This window comes from Mycolicibacterium neworleansense (genome assembly GCF_001245615.1).
Taxonomy (GTDB): Bacteria; Actinomycetota; Actinomycetes; order Mycobacteriales; family Mycobacteriaceae; genus Mycobacterium; species Mycobacterium neworleansense.
This window is the reverse complement of sequence record NZ_CWKH01000003.1, coordinates 447,020-462,288: the sequence shown is the minus strand read 5'-3', so window position 1 is coordinate 462,288 and position 15,269 is coordinate 447,020. Positions and strand designations below refer to the sequence as shown.

13 protein-coding genes are annotated in these 15,269 nt (G+C 67.6%); 8 read left to right on the top strand and 5 right to left on the bottom strand.

Going from position 1 to position 15,269, the window contains the following annotated elements:
• The first annotated feature begins 74 nt into the window (after positions 1–74).
• Both BN2156_RS26725 and BN2156_RS26720 read left to right on the top strand, forming a co-directional pair.
• On the top strand, positions 75–524 hold the full coding sequence (locus BN2156_RS26725; RefSeq protein WP_090517980.1) for an SRPBCC domain-containing protein: 450 nt from the start codon (positions 75–77) through the stop codon (positions 522–524).
• Complete coding sequence (locus BN2156_RS26720; protein WP_090517979.1) at positions 517–840, top strand: ArsR/SmtB family transcription factor; 324 nt, start codon at positions 517–519, stop codon at positions 838–840. Before BN2156_RS26725 ends, BN2156_RS26720 begins: the two co-directional genes overlap by 8 nt.
• 9 nt (positions 841–849) lie before the next feature.
• On the opposite strand, the gene lysA is transcribed toward BN2156_RS26720, so the two are convergent.
• Complete coding sequence (gene lysA / locus BN2156_RS26715) at positions 850–2,190, bottom strand: diaminopimelate decarboxylase (RefSeq protein ID WP_090517978.1); 1,341 nt, start codon at positions 2,188–2,190, stop codon at positions 850–852.
• Between the two features lie 81 nt (positions 2,191–2,271).
• Positions 2,272–2,832, bottom strand: coding sequence for a hypothetical protein (locus tag BN2156_RS26710; RefSeq protein WP_090517977.1), 561 nt, complete (start codon positions 2,830–2,832; stop codon positions 2,272–2,274).
• Between the two features lie 67 nt (positions 2,833–2,899).
• On the opposite strand from BN2156_RS26710, the gene mfd reads away from it, so the two are divergent.
• From mfd to BN2156_RS26690, 4 genes are all read left to right on the top strand, one after another.
• Positions 2,900–6,532, top strand: a complete 3,633-nt coding sequence (gene mfd, locus BN2156_RS26705; RefSeq protein WP_090517976.1) for a transcription-repair coupling factor — start codon at positions 2,900–2,902, stop codon at positions 6,530–6,532.
• Positions 6,533–6,773: 241 nt separating this feature from the next.
• Positions 6,774–7,292 (top strand): hypothetical protein, encoded by a 519-nt coding sequence (locus BN2156_RS26700; protein ID WP_090518588.1) that lies wholly within the window; start codon positions 6,774–6,776, stop codon positions 7,290–7,292.
• 181 nt (positions 7,293–7,473) lie between these two features.
• Positions 7,474–8,562 carry a nucleoside triphosphate pyrophosphohydrolase gene (locus tag BN2156_RS26695; protein WP_090517975.1) on the top strand — a complete coding sequence of 363 codons (1,089 nt, stop codon included), beginning with the start codon at positions 7,474–7,476 and terminating at the stop codon, positions 8,560–8,562.
• Positions 8,563–8,717: 155 nt separating this feature from the next.
• Entirely contained in the window at positions 8,718–9,533 is an 816-nt protein-coding gene (locus BN2156_RS26690; RefSeq protein ID WP_407661756.1) for a serine hydrolase, read from the top strand.
• A 9-nt stretch (positions 9,534–9,542) separates the two neighbouring features.
• Here BN2156_RS26690 and efeB read toward each other — a convergent pair whose 3' ends face one another.
• From efeB to efeU, 3 genes are read right to left on the bottom strand one after another with little or no spacing between them, the layout of a single operon-like run.
• Positions 9,543–10,862: an iron uptake transporter deferrochelatase/peroxidase subunit gene (gene efeB / locus BN2156_RS26685; protein WP_090517974.1), complete on the bottom strand. Its 1,320-nt coding sequence runs from the start codon at positions 10,860–10,862 to the stop codon at positions 9,543–9,545.
• Positions 10,843–12,015, bottom strand: coding sequence for an iron uptake system protein EfeO (efeO, locus tag BN2156_RS26680; protein WP_090517973.1), 1,173 nt, complete (start codon positions 12,013–12,015; stop codon positions 10,843–10,845). The genes efeB and efeO overlap by 20 nt, the downstream gene beginning before the upstream one ends.
• Complete coding sequence (efeU, locus tag BN2156_RS26675; protein ID WP_090518586.1) at positions 12,012–12,959, bottom strand: iron uptake transporter permease EfeU; 948 nt, start codon at positions 12,957–12,959, stop codon at positions 12,012–12,014. Before efeU ends, efeO begins: the two co-directional genes overlap by 4 nt.
• 208 nt (positions 12,960–13,167) lie before the next feature.
• Here efeU and BN2156_RS26670 point away from each other — a divergent pair, with 208 nt between their 5' ends.
• Complete coding sequence (locus BN2156_RS26670; protein WP_162490977.1) at positions 13,168–13,899, top strand: lytic transglycosylase domain-containing protein; 732 nt, start codon at positions 13,168–13,170, stop codon at positions 13,897–13,899.
• A gap of 75 nt (positions 13,900–13,974) precedes the next feature.
• Positions 13,975–15,258 carry a phosphopyruvate hydratase gene (gene eno, locus BN2156_RS26665; RefSeq protein ID WP_090517972.1) on the top strand — a complete coding sequence of 428 codons (1,284 nt, stop codon included), beginning with the start codon at positions 13,975–13,977 and terminating at the stop codon, positions 15,256–15,258.
• The last annotated feature ends 11 nt before the right edge of the window (positions 15,259–15,269 follow it).

Below are 15,269 nucleotides of genomic sequence, written 5' to 3'. Positions count from 1 at the left end.
ACCCAAGGGTTGCAACAACGGGACCTCATGTGCAACCCTAGGGTTGCAGCAATCCGGCCAGAGAGGAACCCGACATGACCACCGACTACGACCGCATCGAGCGCGAGATCACCATCGACGCACCAGCCCAACGCGTCTGGGACCTGGTGAGCGAACCGGGCTGGTACATCAACGACGAGCGCATCACCGAACACCGCATCGAGCGTGACGGCGACGTCGCCATCGTCACCGACCCCACGCACGGCAAGTTCGCGTTGCGCACCGTGACGCTCGATGAGCCGCGCTATGCGGCCTTCCGGTGGCACATCGACGCCGACGACCTGAACAGCTCGTCCACGCTCGTCGAATTCTGGATCACCCCAGCCCCATCCGGCGTGGTTCTGCGTGTCGTCGAAAGCGGGTTCGCCTCGCTCGACGAGCCCGAGGCCAACCGCCGCTCCCGGTTCGACGACCACTCCGGCGGCTGGCCGCTCGAGCTCGGCCTCGCCCAGAAGTATCTGGTGGGAGCCGCTGCCGATGCATGAAAATGCCTCGCCGGTGCAGGTTTTCGCGGCGCTGGCCGACGACAGCCGGTGGCAGGTTCTCGTCGCACTCGGGCGTCGGCCCGCGTCGGCATCGGCGCTGGCCGAGGAACTCCCGATCAGCCGCCAGGCCATCGCCAAACATCTGAAAGTGCTCACCGATGTCGGCCTGGTGCAAGCCGGCCGGGTCGGGCGTGAGGTCAAATACGAGGCGGTGGGGGCCCGGCTCAGCGAGGTCGCGCGCCGCCTCGACGGTATCGCGGCCGGTTGGGAACGCCGGCTGGCCAGGATCAAGGACGCCGCCGAGCGGGACGGCTGAGCGCCGCGCTCAGCCCAGATCCCGCGATAGCAGGTCGGCGGTCGTCTCCCGGCGCACCAACACCCGCGAGGCGCCGTCGCGCACCGACACCACGGGTGGGCGGCCGACCATGTTGTAGGTCGAGGCCATGCTGTGCTGGTAGGCCCCGGTGCAGGCCACGGCCAGCAGGTCGCCTGCGTGGATGTCGGCGGGCAGTTCGACGTCGTGCACGATCTCGTCACCGGCCTCACAGTGCCGGCCCACCACGGTGGCCACCATCGTCGGTCCCAGCGGATGCCGATTGGCCAGGGCCACGGTGTATTTCGCGCCGTAGAGGGCCACGCGCGGGTTGTCGGTCATGCCGCCGTCCACCGCGACGAACGTGCGTCCGCCGGGCTGGGTCTTCACCCCGCACACCCGGTACAGCGTCACCCCGGCCCGCGCGCTGATGGCCCGGCCGGGTTCGACGACCAGGCGTGGCCGAGGGAACCGCTCTGCCGCGCAGGCCGCGGTAAGTGCGTCGTCGACGACGGCGGCCAGCGCGCCGACGTCGAGGGCCGCGTCACCGCGGACATATGGAACCCCATGGCCGCCACCGATGTTGAGCTCGGTCAGGACCAGACCGTGTTCGGCGCGGACGTCGGCCATCGCGCCGATCAGCCGGTGCACGGCCTCGCCGTAGGGCGCGGGATCGGTGATCTGGGAGCCGATGTGGCAGTGCAGGCCGACCAGGTCGAGGTTGGGGGTGGCCAGAATGCGCGCGGCCGCGCGGGCAGCCCGGCGATCGGCCAGCGCGAACCCGAACTTCTGATCCGTCACTCCGGTGGTGACCGCACGATGGCCGTGGATGTCGATGTCGGGCGTCACCCGGATCAGCACCGGCTGGGGGCGACGAGCCAGCCCGGCCAGGTAGGTGATCTCCATCGGGGAGTCGATCACGATGCGGCCCACCCCGACGTCGATCGCGTCGCGCAGCTCGTCACACGACTTGGCGTTGCCGTGCATCACGATGCGCGCCGGGTCGACCCCGCCGGCCAGCGCGGTCGCCAGCTCCGCCGCCGAGCACACGTCGATGCCCAGGCCTTCCTCGGCAACCCAGCGGGCGACCGCGGTGGTCAGCAACGACTTGCCCGCATAGACCACCTCGGCCTGCCCCAGGGCCGCGCGGTATCGCCGGGCGCGGGTCCGGAAATCGGTCTCGTCGAGCACATAGGCCGGGGTGCGGTACTCGTCGGCGATGTCGGCCAGCGGCACCCGGCCGACGGTGATCCGGCCCTGCTCGTCGACCCCCGTGGTCAGCGGCCAGATGTTGGGATCGAGTCGCGGTCGGGTGGTGCCGCGAAGGGAGGGCAGGATGTCCAGCAATGTCATGACTTCACAGTCCGTCCCCGCCGGGCCCGCGTCATCGGGCTTGACGATCCCTTGACGCCCAGGCACTCAATCTTGACGGGCTCAGGTCCGGCCGAACGACGTCGTCTCGGTGGTGGTCGCGATGAACCCGTTGCCCTTCTGCGGATCGGCCATCCGGCAGGCCAGCAGGATCTCGTCGGTGTGAATACACGTGGCATTGCCCATGTCGAAGCGCTGGCCGGCGGGCAGCATCGGGGCCTCGTCCTCGGTGAGGCCGTCGACCGGGCTCAGTGGCTTGTCGGTCCGGGAGAAGCTCATCGGAATGGCGCCGTTGGTGGTGCCGTAGCTGAAAAGGTGTGCCAGGTTGGCGTCATTGGGGGCGCCCACGAAGGGCCCGCGGCAGTCCAGCGCGTACATCGCCCGGTGCTGGGTGGTCAGGCAGGCGAACCCCTCGGGCGTGCGGAATCCCTGAACCGGAAACCCCTCGCCTTCGCGTAGGACGTATTGCGCCGGGTCGACGGCCGGGTAGGCACCGAAATCGGGGATACCGCCCGGCCCCAGATGCGTCGGGACGCCGGCGTCCGGCGCCTCCCGCTCGGTCAGCCAGATCACCGCGAGCGCCGCCGTCAGCACCACGACGAGCGCCGCCGCGAAACGCTTCATCGCTTTATGATCGCCCCGCGGAGATCGCTACGGAGCCGAAATCCCGGCCCCGTAGAATGGTGCAATCATGACCGCACCGGGGCACAACCATGTCCAGACCCCGATTGCGGGTCTCGTCGAGCTGGCATTAACCGATCCGTCTCTGCAGGACGTACTTCGTCGCGCCGCCGACCGGCCCGCCGATCTCGCGCTCGTCGGGCCGCCCAGCGCCCGCGTGCTGGTGGCTGCCGGGCTGGCTCAGCAGGGCCCGTTGCTGGTGGTCGCCGCCACCGGCCGCGAGGCCGACGATCTGACCGCCGAACTGCGCGGCGTGATCGGCGACGCCGTGGCCTTGTTCCCGTCGTGGGAGACGCTGCCGCACGAGCGGTTGTCCCCGGGCGTCGAGACGGTCGGCGCCCGGCTGTTGCTGCTGCGCCGGCTGGCCCATCCCGAGGACACCACCCTGGGATCGCCGCTGCGGGTCGTCGTCACCACCACGCGATCGTTGCTGCAGCCGATGGCCCCCGATGTGGTGAGCACCGAGCCGGTCACGTTCACCGTCGGCGCCGAGGCCGAGTTCGACGCGGTCATCGCCCGGCTCGTCGACCTGGCGTACACGCGTGTCGACATGGTCGGCAAACGCGGGGAGTTCGCCGTGCGCGGCGGCATCCTCGACGTCTTCCCCCCGACCGCCGAGCACCCGGTGCGTATCGAGTTCTGGGGTGACGAGATCTCCGAGATGCGGATGTTCTCGATCGCCGACCAGCGTTCGATTCCAGAGATCCCGGTGCAGAACGTGGTCGCCGTGCCGTGCCGCGAACTGCTGATGACCGCCGATGTGCGTGAGCGTGCCGCCGTGCTCGCCGCCGAGCACCCCACCCACGAGAACAGCGTGCCCGGCAGCGTGCCCGACATGCTGGCCAAACTCGCCGAGGGCATCCCGGTCGACGGCATGGAGGCGCTGCTGCCGCTGCTGCATCCGGTGCAGCCGACGACGCTGACCCACCACCTGCCCGAGGGCGCCCCGGTGCTGTTGTGCGACCCGGAGAAGGTGCGCACCCGGGCGGCCGACCTGATCAAGACGGGGCAGGAATTCCTGGAGGCCTCGTGGTCGACGGCCGCTGTCGGCGGGGATGCGCCCATCGACATCGAGGCGCTGGGTGCGTCCGGATTCGTCCCGTTCGAGCAGGCACATGAGGATGCCGTGGCCGGCGGGCATCCGTGGTGGACGCTGAGCCAGCTGCCCGACGGCAGGGCCACCGAACTCGATCTGCGGCCGTCGCCCTCGGCGCGCAGTCAGCAGAGCCTCGAAGAGATCTTCGCGATGCTGCGCGCCCACGTCGCCACCGGCGGGTACGCCGCGGTGGTCACCCCGGGCACCGGTACCGCGCACCGAGTGGTGGAACAGCTCGGCGATTCCGATACGCCCGCAGGGATGTTGGAGCCCGGCGCGACACCCAAGGCCGGCGTGGTCGGGGTGCTCAAGGGGCCGTTGCACGACGGTCTGATCCTGCCCGGGGCCAACCTCGTCATCATCACCGAGACCGATCTGACCGGTAACCGGGTGACGGCTTCTGAGGGCAAAAGGCTTGCGGCCAAACGGCGTAACGTCGTCGATCCGCTGGCGCTGACCGCCGGGGATCTGGTGGTGCACGATCAGCACGGCATCGGCAAGTTCGTCGAGATGACCGAGCGGGTGGTCGGCGGCGCCCGTCGTGAGTACCTGGTGCTCGAGTACGCCTCGTCCAAGCGGGGCGGGGGGTCGGACCGGCTGTATGTGCCGATGGACTCGCTGGACCAGCTCTCCCGGTACGTCGGCGGTGAGGCGCCGTCGCTGTCCAAGCTCGGTGGTAGCGACTGGGCCAACACGAAAACCAAGGCCCGCAAGGCCGTTCGTGAAATCGCCAGTGAACTGGTGGCGCTGTACGCCAAACGCCAGTCGGCACCCGGGCACGCGTTCGGCCCGGACACTCCATGGCAGAACGAGATGGAGGACGCGTTCGGCTTCACCGAGACCATGGATCAGTTGACCGCGATCACCGAGGTCAAATCCGATATGGAGAAGCCGGTTCCGATGGACCGGGTGATCTGCGGCGACGTGGGTTACGGCAAGACCGAGATCGCAGTGCGGGCAGCGTTCAAGGCCGTGCAGGACGGTAAGCAGGTCGCGGTACTGGTGCCGACGACGCTGCTGGCCGATCAGCATCTGCAGACCTTCACCAACCGCATGGCGGGTTTCCCGGTGACGGTCAAGGGGTTGTCGCGGTTCACCGATCCGGCCGAGTCGCGGGCCACGATGGAAGGCATGGCCGACGGGTCGGTCGACGTGGTGATCGGCACGCACCGGCTGCTGCAGACCGGGGTGACGTGGAAAGACCTGGGCCTCATCATTGTTGACGAGGAACAGCGCTTCGGCGTCGAGCACAAAGAACACATCAAGTCGATGCGCACGCACGTGGACGTGCTCACCATGAGCGCCACCCCGATCCCGCGCACGCTGGAGATGAGCCTGGCCGGCATCAGAGAGATGTCGACGATCCTCACCCCGCCGGAGGAGCGCTACCCGGTGCTGACCTACGTCGGCCCGCATGACGACAAGCAGGTGGCCGCGGCGTTGCGCCGTGAGCTGCTGCGGGACGGGCAGGCGTTCTACATCCACAACCGGGTGCGCACCATCGATCATGCGGCTGCGCGGATCCGTCAGCTGGTGCCCGAGGCGCGCGTCGTCGTCGCGCACGGGCAGATGAACGAGGAGACGCTGGAGAAGACCGTCGAGGGCTTCTGGAACCGGGAGTACGACATCCTGGTGTGCACCACGATCGTCGAGACCGGCCTGGACATCTCCAACGCCAACACGTTGATCGTCGAGCGGGCCGACACCTTCGGCCTGTCGCAGCTGCATCAGCTGCGTGGCCGGGTGGGCCGCAGTCGTGAGCGTGGCTACGCGTACTTCCTGTACCCGCCCAATTCACCGCTGACCGAGACGGCGTATGACCGGTTGGCCACGATCGCCCAGAACAACGAGCTCGGCGCCGGTATGGCCGTGGCCATGAAGGACCTGGAGATCCGCGGCGCCGGCAACGTGCTGGGCGTCGAGCAGTCCGGGCACGTGGCAGGTGTTGGCTTCGACCTGTACGTCCGGTTGGTCGGCGAGGCCGTCGAGGCCTACCGGGCCGCAGCTGACGGGAAAACCGTTGCCACAGCGGAAGAACCGAAGGAGGTGCGGGTCGATCTGCCGGTCGACGCACACCTGCCTCCGGAGTACATCGGCAGCGACCGGCTGCGGCTGGAAGGCTACCGTCGGCTGGCCGCCGCCTCGGACGAGGACGCGATCCGCGCCGTCGTGGACGAGCTCGTCGACCGCTACGGTCCGTTGCCGGTCGAGGCGCAGCGTCTGGTGGCGGTGGCCCGGCTGCGACTGCTGTGCCGCGAGTACGGCATCACCGAGATCGGCGCCGTCTCCGCCTCGACGGTGAAGCTGTCTCCGATGGTGCTGCCGGACTCCGCCCAGCTGAGGCTCAAGCGGATGTACCCGGGCGGGCACTATCGGGCGACGACGTCGACCGTGCAGGTGCCCCTGCCGCGTGCCGGTGAGGGTGTCGGGTCACCGCGCATTCGCGATCTTGAATTGGTGCAGTGGGTGGCCGGACTGATCCTGGTGCTCAACGGCCAGACACAGGGCACATTCGACATCACCGCGGGACTGAATTCTCCGGAATAACCCCCTGGTAGTCGCGCATTTTCGGATGCGCGTGCCGGATGAATCGCCGAAGCGCTGTTAACGCCCCGGTGCGCCGGTCCGACATACACGTGGGGGGTCGAAGGTATTGCGCTGTCGCCCCACGAAGTGGCGGCAGGTCGTCGGACATATGGCGGTCACGCAATTTCCTAAACCGAAGATCACGCGATATCGCCACCGTTCGGTGGATTTGTCGCGGTGATCACGAGGCGAAGGAGTGATCATGGACTTCAAGAAGTTCGCAATAACCACCTCAATGGCCGGTGCAGTGGGTCTGGGAGCGTTTGGCCTGGGTACAGGGCTGGCGCACGCCGTTCCGGACGTGCCGCAGCCGCCGCCGATTCCCGGGCCGGCCGTGCCGGGGGTGAACGTTCCTGACGTGAATGTGCCGAGTGTGAACGTTCCTGATGTGAATGTGCCGAGTGTGAACGTTCCTGACGTGAATGTGCCGAGCGTGAACGTTCCTGATGTGAACGTTCCCAGCCTCAACGTTCCTGATGTGAACGTTCCCACAATCCGGTTTCCGGAGGTAGACAATTTCTTCCGGCTGCCGAACGGAAATATCGCACCGGGGCAGCTGGTGAATTCGCCGACCATCAACGGAGTTGAGAATCCCTTCTTCGGAATTCCGCCTGGTCAGCTCAAGACCCAGCCCACGGTGGACGGGATGGTCAATCCGTTCTACAACGAGGCCCCGGGCCACTGGGCGATCCCGGAGGGCGAGTTCCCGCCGGAGTCGTAAGCCACGGCCTGTGACATGATGGCCGCCTTGCCTTTGGGCAGGGCGGCCATCCCGTGTGGGGCCGCCCGGTGCCGGCGAATCGCAGCGTTGGCCGTGTTCGCCAGGCGCGTCGCAGTCCGGCAATGTGTTGGTATAACCGAGATCAGCAAATCTCGTCGAAAAGGTGAGGGGGTGGAGCCCGATGACCGTGGTACTGGTTGATCCTCGCCGCCCGTCACTCATTCCGGTCGACGCGATCGATCTGCTCACCGGTGACGTGCAGTACACCGAGGAAATGCCCGTCAAGGTGCCGTGGTCGCTGCCGGCTGCGCGCCCCGCCTATGACGGTGAGGACGCTCCGGTGCTGCTGTCCTCGGACCCCGAGCATCCGGCGGTCAAGGCCCGGCTGGCGGCGGGGGACCGGTTGATCGCGGCTCCGCGGGGGCAGGCCGGGGAGCGGATCGTGGACGCCGTGGCGATGATGGACAAGCTGCGCACCGACGGGCCGTGGGAGAGCGAGCAGACCCACGATTCGCTGCGTCGCTATCTGTTGGAGGAGACCTACGAGCTGTTCGACGCGGTGCGCGGCGGCAACGCCGACGAGCTGCGCGAGGAGCTCGGCGACGTGCTGCTGCAGGTGCTGTTCCACGCCCGCATCGCCGAAGACGCACCCGTTCATCCGTTCAACATCGATGACGTCGCCGATTCGCTTGTGCGCAAGCTCGGCAACCGGGTGCCCGCAGTGCTTGCCGGAGAATCGATTTCACTCGATGAGCAGCTGGCCCAATGGGAGCAGCGCAAAGCCCAGGAACAGAAGGTGAAGGCCCGCGGGTCATCCATGGACGACGTGCCCACGGGGCAGCCGGCTTTGGCGCTGGCGCAGAAGGTTCTGGCCCGGGTGGCTCAGGCCGGGCTGCCTGCCGATCTGATTCCCGCGGCGCTGACCTCAGTTGCTGTCTCGGCCGATTCCGATGCCGAGAATGACTTGCGCAGTGCGGTTCTGGAGTTCATGGACACCGTGCGGGTGGTGGAGTCCGACGTGGCCGCCGGCCGTCGGGGCGAGGACGTCCCCGAGGAACTCGACGTGTCACCGCTCGGCACGATCACCGAGGACGAGTGGCGGACGTACTGGCCGGGGACGGTTGTCGCACCTGAGCCTGAGCCTGAGCCTGAGCCCGAGTCTGAGCCCGAACCCGATGCGGATGACGAGCTTGACGTCATCGCCGGCGAGGGTGACCCCGACGATGTCGAGGACGCGGACCCAGCGGCCGACCCGGACGAATCGGACTGACCCCGAGCCGCTCGACACCCTGTTCCGCGGAAGTGCCCCTGTGCCACATGTGACCACGCGCAGGGCATCACGAACTGACAACAGCGGGGTTTCGGCTCGGGGCGGCGCGGCTGCGCGGAGGCTGGGCGCGGCTCCCGGGCACTACCGTGAGGCCGATGAAGGCCCTGCGGATCGTTGCCGCCGTCCTGGCTCTCAGCCTGGGAATGGTTGCACCGCAGGCGATCGCGGACTGTGCAGCCACCGGATGTGACCTGCGGTCGCGCATCGCGGCGGCGAACTCCTACCTCGCGGCACGGCCGGGCACCGTCGGTTACGTGTTGCGTGATCGCGCCGCGGGCACCCGCTATGCCAACGCCAATGCGAACGCGATGATCTGGACCGCCTCGACCATCAAGCTGGCGATGGTGGTCGACCTGTTGACCCGCGAACGTGCCGGAGCATTGCGGATGTCGGGCAATGACCGGCAACTCATGGTGAACATGCTGCGGAACTCCGACAACGACGCCGCCGATTCGCTGTGGACCCGATACGGCGGAGCCGACCACAAGGCGTTCAACGCCGGCTTCCCGCGCTACGGCATGACGGACCTGCGGCCGCAACCGGGCTTCGGTGACATGTTCCCGTACTGGGGTTTCCAGAAATCCACCACCAACGACCTCGACCGGTTGATGAACTACACACTGACCCAACTGAATCCGGCCGACGCGTCGGCGGTGGTCGCCGAAATGCAACGGGTCGGCGGCGACCAGCAGTGGGGTGTGTGGGGCGCTGGGCCGTCGATGAGCCCGGGCAACAAGAACGGGTGGTCCCAGGAACAGGGCGGCTGGGTGATCAACTCGGTCGGCTTCGCCGGACCCAACCAGCGCTACACGCTGGCCATCATGAACGGACTCGACGGGCAGGGTGGCTATGACGAAGGCGTCGCCACCACCACCCGGCTCAGCCAGATTCTGCTGAGCCCCAACGGCTGAGCCACGAGCTCACGCGAACAGCGTCGAACCCCAGTAGGCCGAGGTGTCGCCGTCGCGCAACCCGGGCGGGCAGGCGAAGATGGCTGTCCCGGTGTGGGTGATGTACTCGTTGAGCGCATCCTTGCGGGCCAGTTCCCGTTGCATCGGGATGAACTGCTTCTCGGGGCTCCGCACGAACGCGATGAAGAACAGGCCCGCGTCCAGGTGGCCGAATCCGTCCGAACCGTCGGTGAAGTTGTAACCGCGGCGCAGGATCTCGATGCCGCCCAGGTGCTCGGCCGAGGCCAGCCGCACATGCGCGTCCACGTCGATCTTCGGATTGCCCTTGCCGTCGGTGATCTCGAAATTGAGCTCGTCGAACTCCTGCTGCAATCCGTTGGGCGCTCCGCTGCCCTTCTGCCGGCCGATCACCCGCTCCTGCTCCAAAAGGGTGGTGCGGTCCCAGTTCTCGATCCGCATCCGGATCCGGCGAGTGATCAGATAGCTGCCGCCGGTCAGCCAGGCCGGCCCGTCACCCTCGGCCACCCAGACGTTCTTGTCGAGCAGATCGGTCTGATCGGACTTGAGGTTGTTGGTTCCGTCCTTGAACCCGAACAGGTTTCGCGGGGTGGCCTGGTCTCGCGTCGTCGACGAGGTGCGGCCGAAGCCCAGCTGCGAGTACCGCACCGCCACCGTGCCGAACCCGACGCGGGCCAGGTTGCGGATCGCGTGCACCGCGACCTGAGGATCGTTCGCGCAGGCCTGGACACAGATGTCGCCCCCGGAGCGGGCCGGATCCATGGTCTCGTTGGGGAACTTCGGCAGATCCTTGAGTTCGGCCGGCTGCTTGTCGGCGATGCCGAAGCGGTCCTTGCCGTCCTTGACGAAGAACGAGGGCCCGAACCCGATGGTCAGGGTGAGCTGGGAGGCCGGCAGGCCCAGCGCCTCGCCGGTATCCGACGGCGGCGCATACGGATTGCCGTCCACGGCCCCGCCGACTTCGGTCTCTTCGCCCCGCGTCATCCGCTCGGCCATCTGGGTCCACTGCTTGAGCAGCGCGATGACGTCCTCGCGGTTGTCGGTCGTGACGTCGAAGGAGCAGAAATGCATCCGGTCCTGCGCCTCGGTGATGATGCCCGCCTGCCGGTCGCCTCGAAACGGGACCGGCCCCTGCAGGGCGCCGTGCGGGGTACTGGCCGCCGAAGCACGGCCGGCCAGCGCACCCGCGCCGGCCGCACCGACTACTGCAGCGGTGACCCCGGCGGCGCCGAACAGCTTGCGTCGGGAGAACCCGGCGGACTGCTCGGCAGCCGGGGTGGATTCCGGAGAATCACTGCTTGGCGATGACACCTTGCACCTGGCTCACTTCTTTGCTCAGCGCGTCGATGGCGCGCGACAGTTCCTGGCGTTGCGGCTCGGTCACCTTGTCGTAGGAGATGAAGCCGTCGCCATCACGATACTTCTCCAGCAACTTCTCGACATCGGCGAAACGCTCGTCCACGCGCTTGCCCAGCGCGGCGTCGCGCTCGTCGAGGATCGGCCGAACCGAGGCCACCGCGGTCTGCGAACCTTCCACGTTGGCCCGGAAGTCCCACAGGTCGGTGTGGCTGAAGATGTCCTCTTCACCGCTGATCTTGCTCATCGCGACCTCGTCGAGCAGGCCCTGCGCGCCACCGGCGATCTGGGTGGAGTCGATGGTCCAGTCCGGCGCCTTCACTCCGGCCTGCAATTCCTTGACGTCGGCGATCAGCTGATCGCCGAGCGCGTTGGCGTCCGGCTGCAGGCCCGTGACCCACAGCTGCTTCTCCAGGGCGTGGAAGCCGGTCCACTTCTGCCCGGGCTCCAGGTCGGCCTCACGCAGGTCGACGCGCGGGTCGAGGTCGTTGGGGAAGGATTCGGCGACCGGTTCGATGCGCTCCCAGTAGACGCGCGAGGTCGGGTAGAGCGCCTTGGCCTTGGCCACGTCCTTGGCCTTGACGGCGGCGACGAGCTCCTCGACCGCCGGCACCAGCGCGTCGACCTGGCTGTTCACGTACCGTTTGTAGCTGTCGGCGGCTTCCTTGAACTTGCCCTCGGTGTCGATCTTGACGGCCTCACCGGTGACCTCGAAATTGCCGCGGATGCCCTCACCGACCATGCCGGGGCGGCACGAGGTCTGGTACGTGCCCGGCTGGGTCAGTTGCACGATCAGCTGGCGCTTGAGCCCGGGGGAGATGTTCTCCACCTCGCCCATCACCCGCTCGCCCTCGCCGTAGACGTAGAACTCGGTGACCTTGTTGCCGGTGTTGGTGACGACGAACGTGCTGGCGCCGGTCGTCGCGGTGGTCCCGGACAGCTTGCACTCGGTGTCGGAGGCGTCGACGGTGATCTGAGTGCCGTTGCTGCCGTCACCGTTCGCGCTGCCGTTGTCGGCCTCCTTGGCCTGGCAGGCGCTCATCGAAATGCCGGCCAGCACCGCGGCGGTGGCCGCGAATCCGGTCTTGACGGCAGGGGTGATCTTCACTTGGTCGACCTTTCGGATGAGGTGGAGGTCTCCGGCTCGACGGTCGGCTCGGAGGAAGTCGCGGGGGAAGTCGCAGCACTGGCCGCGGCTTGGGCGCGCAGCGGCTTCAGGAACAGCGCCAACACCACGACGATGTAGGCCAGCCACGCGCCGAACTGCAGCACGGTCGGCGTGGGGTCGATGTTGAAGACGCCCTGGATGATCTCGCCGTACCAGGCCGACCAGTCGAACGCGCCGCTCATGTCGAAGGCCTTGGCGCTGAGCCCGGGGATCCAGCCGACCGTCTGCAACGCCTTGATGCCGTAGGCGAGGATTCCGGCCGCCACCACGATCAGGAAGATGCCGGTGTATTTGAAGAACTTCGCGAGGTTGATGCGCACCGCGCCCGCGTACATGCCGTAGGCGATGGCCGCGGCGATCAGCACGCCGATGATCAGGCCGGTCAGCGGCCAGAGTGTCTCCGCCTCGGCGTAGCCGACCATGAACAGCGCGGTCTCCACGCCTTCGCGGCCCACTGCCAGGAAGGCCAGCAGCGCGACCGCGAGGCCGCCGGTCTGCAGTGCCTGCGACATCTCGCTGCGCAGCTCGCCGGACAGCGAGGCCGACGCACGTTTCATCCACAGCACCATGGTGGTGACGATGACGACGGCGATCAGTGAGGCGATACCCGCGATGGCTTCGGCGCCCAGGCCGCTGATGGTGTTCTCGCCGAACTGGATCACCAGGAAGATGGTGACGGTCATGGCGATCGCGGCACCGACGCCCAGCCACACCCATTTGAGCGCGTCGCGGCGTTCGGATTTGACCAGAAAAGCGACCAGAATCGACACGACGATGGCGGCTTCGAGGCCTTCCCGCAAACCGATCAGCCCACTGCCGAACACCTGTGAGGTGATGTTGGACGCGGCCAGCGTGCTGGTCGGAACGTCCGAGATGGCAGTGATCAAAGCGTCCTCGTTCGACCGGGGTGAAAACACCAGAAAAAACCTAGCCTTGCCTTGCCATAGCAAGGCGTGGCTCACCTTAGCAGGGGGGTCTGTGGGTACGGCCGACTTCACCTGCCGTTCTCCCGGCAGCGGCCCGTCGCCCGTCACGCTCATTGGCGCGCATGCGACGATGGCCAATCAGATCGACGGGGTTTGAGGGAGTCCGGTGTCGCCAGTGCGTTGGCTGCGGGCTGTCGCCGTAATTGCTGCGACAGCGCTGCTGTTGGCATCCAGCTGTTCGTGGCATCTCGGCACCCCAATTCCAGAGGGCGTGCCGCCGCCGCCCGGGGATGCGGTGCCCGCGATCGACACCTACGCCAAGGGCCGGCCCGCCGATCAGCTGCATGAGTGGGCCGAGCAGCGGGCACCCGCGCTGGGCATGCCCGTGAATGCCCTCGAGGCCTACGCCTATGCCGCGCGCGTCGCCCAGGTGGAGAACCCGAACTGCCGGCTGGCCTGGACCACGCTGGCCGGGATCGGCATGGTCGAGAGCCACCACGGCACCTACCGCGGCGCGATGATCGCGCGCAACGGCGACGTCACCCCGCCGATCCGAGGCGTGCAGCTGGACGGGACCGGCGGCAACCTGCGCATTCCCGATACCGACAAGGGCAAGCTCGACGGGGATCCACTGATGGACCGGGCCATGGGCCCGATGCAGTTCATCCCCGAGACCTGGGGTCATTTCGGGGTGGACGCCAACAACGACGGTGTGGTGAGCCCGGACAACTTCGATGACGCCGCGCTCTCGGCGGCGGGTCTGCTGTGCTGGTACGGCAAGGACCTGTCCACCCCGCGCGGGTGGATGAAGGCCTTGAAGGCCTACAACAACTCCGACCAGTACGCCCGGATGGTCCGGGACTGGGCGACGGCATATGCGGCCGGCCATGGCCTGTGACGCGCCCTGACACGACTCGGTGCCGACCACGATCTAGTCTCATCCCTACACGCAGGACTCAATAAGGAGAAGCCAGTGCCCATCATCGAGCAGGTTGGAGCCCGCGAGATCCTCGATTCCCGTGGCAACCCGACGGTCGAGGTCGAGGTGGCCCTGACCGACGGCACGTTCGCCCGGGCAGCTGTGCCGTCGGGTGCATCGACCGGCGAGCACGAAGCGGTGGAGCTGCGCGACGGCGGTTCCCGCTACGGCGGCAAGGGCGTGGAGAAGGCCGTGGAGGCCGTTCTCGATGAGATCGCCCCGGCGATCATCGGCTTGGCTGCGGACGATCAGCGGCTCGTCGACCAGGCGCTGCTGGATTTGGACGGCACGCCGGACAAGTCCCGGCTGGGCGCCAACGCGATCCTGGGTGTGTCGCTGGCGGTGGCCAAGGCCGCGGCCGACAGCGCCGCGCTGCCGCTGTTCCGCTACCTCGGTGGGCCGAACGCCCACATCCTGCCGGTGCCGATGATGAACATCCTCAACGGTGGCGCCCACGCCGACACCGGGGTGGACGTGCAGGAGTTCATGGTCGCCCCGATCGGCGCGCCCTCGTTCAAGGAGTCGCTGCGCTGGGGTGCCGAGGTGTACCACTCGCTCAAGTCGGTGCTCAAGAAGCAGGGCCTGTCCACCGGTCTCGGCGACGAGGGCGGCTTCGCCCCCGACGTCGCGGGCACCAAGGCCGCCCTGGACCTGATCGCCACGGCCATCGAGGCCACCGGGTTCAAGCTGGGCAGCGATGTGGCCCTGGCGCTCGACGTCGCCGCCACCGAGTTCTACACGGAGGGTTCGGGTTACGCCTTCGAGAAGGAGACCCGCTCGGCTGAGCAGATGGCCGAGTTCTACGCCGGTCTGATCGACTCCTACCCGCTGGTCTCGATCGAGGACCCGCTGTCGGAGGATGACTGGGACGGCTGGGTCGCGCTGACCTCGGCGATCGGCGACCGGATCCAGCTCGTCGGCGACGACCTGTTCGTCACCAACCCGGAGCGTCTGGAGGACGGCATCGAGCGTGGCGCCGCCAACGCGCTGCTGGTGAAGGTCAACCAGATCGGCACGCTCACCGAGACCCTGGATGCCGTTGCACTGGCGCACAACAGCGGGTACCGCACCATGATGAGCCACCGCTCCGGTGAGACCGAGGACACCACCATCGCCGACCTCGCGGTCGCGGTGGGCAGCGGTCAGATCAAGACCGGTGCCCCGGCCCGCAGCGAGCGGGTGGCCAAGTACAACCAGTTGCTGCGCATCGAGGAAGCGCTCGGCGACGCCGCGCGTTACGCGGGCGATCTCGCGTTCCCTCGGTTCGAGGCCAAGTAACACACCGACGA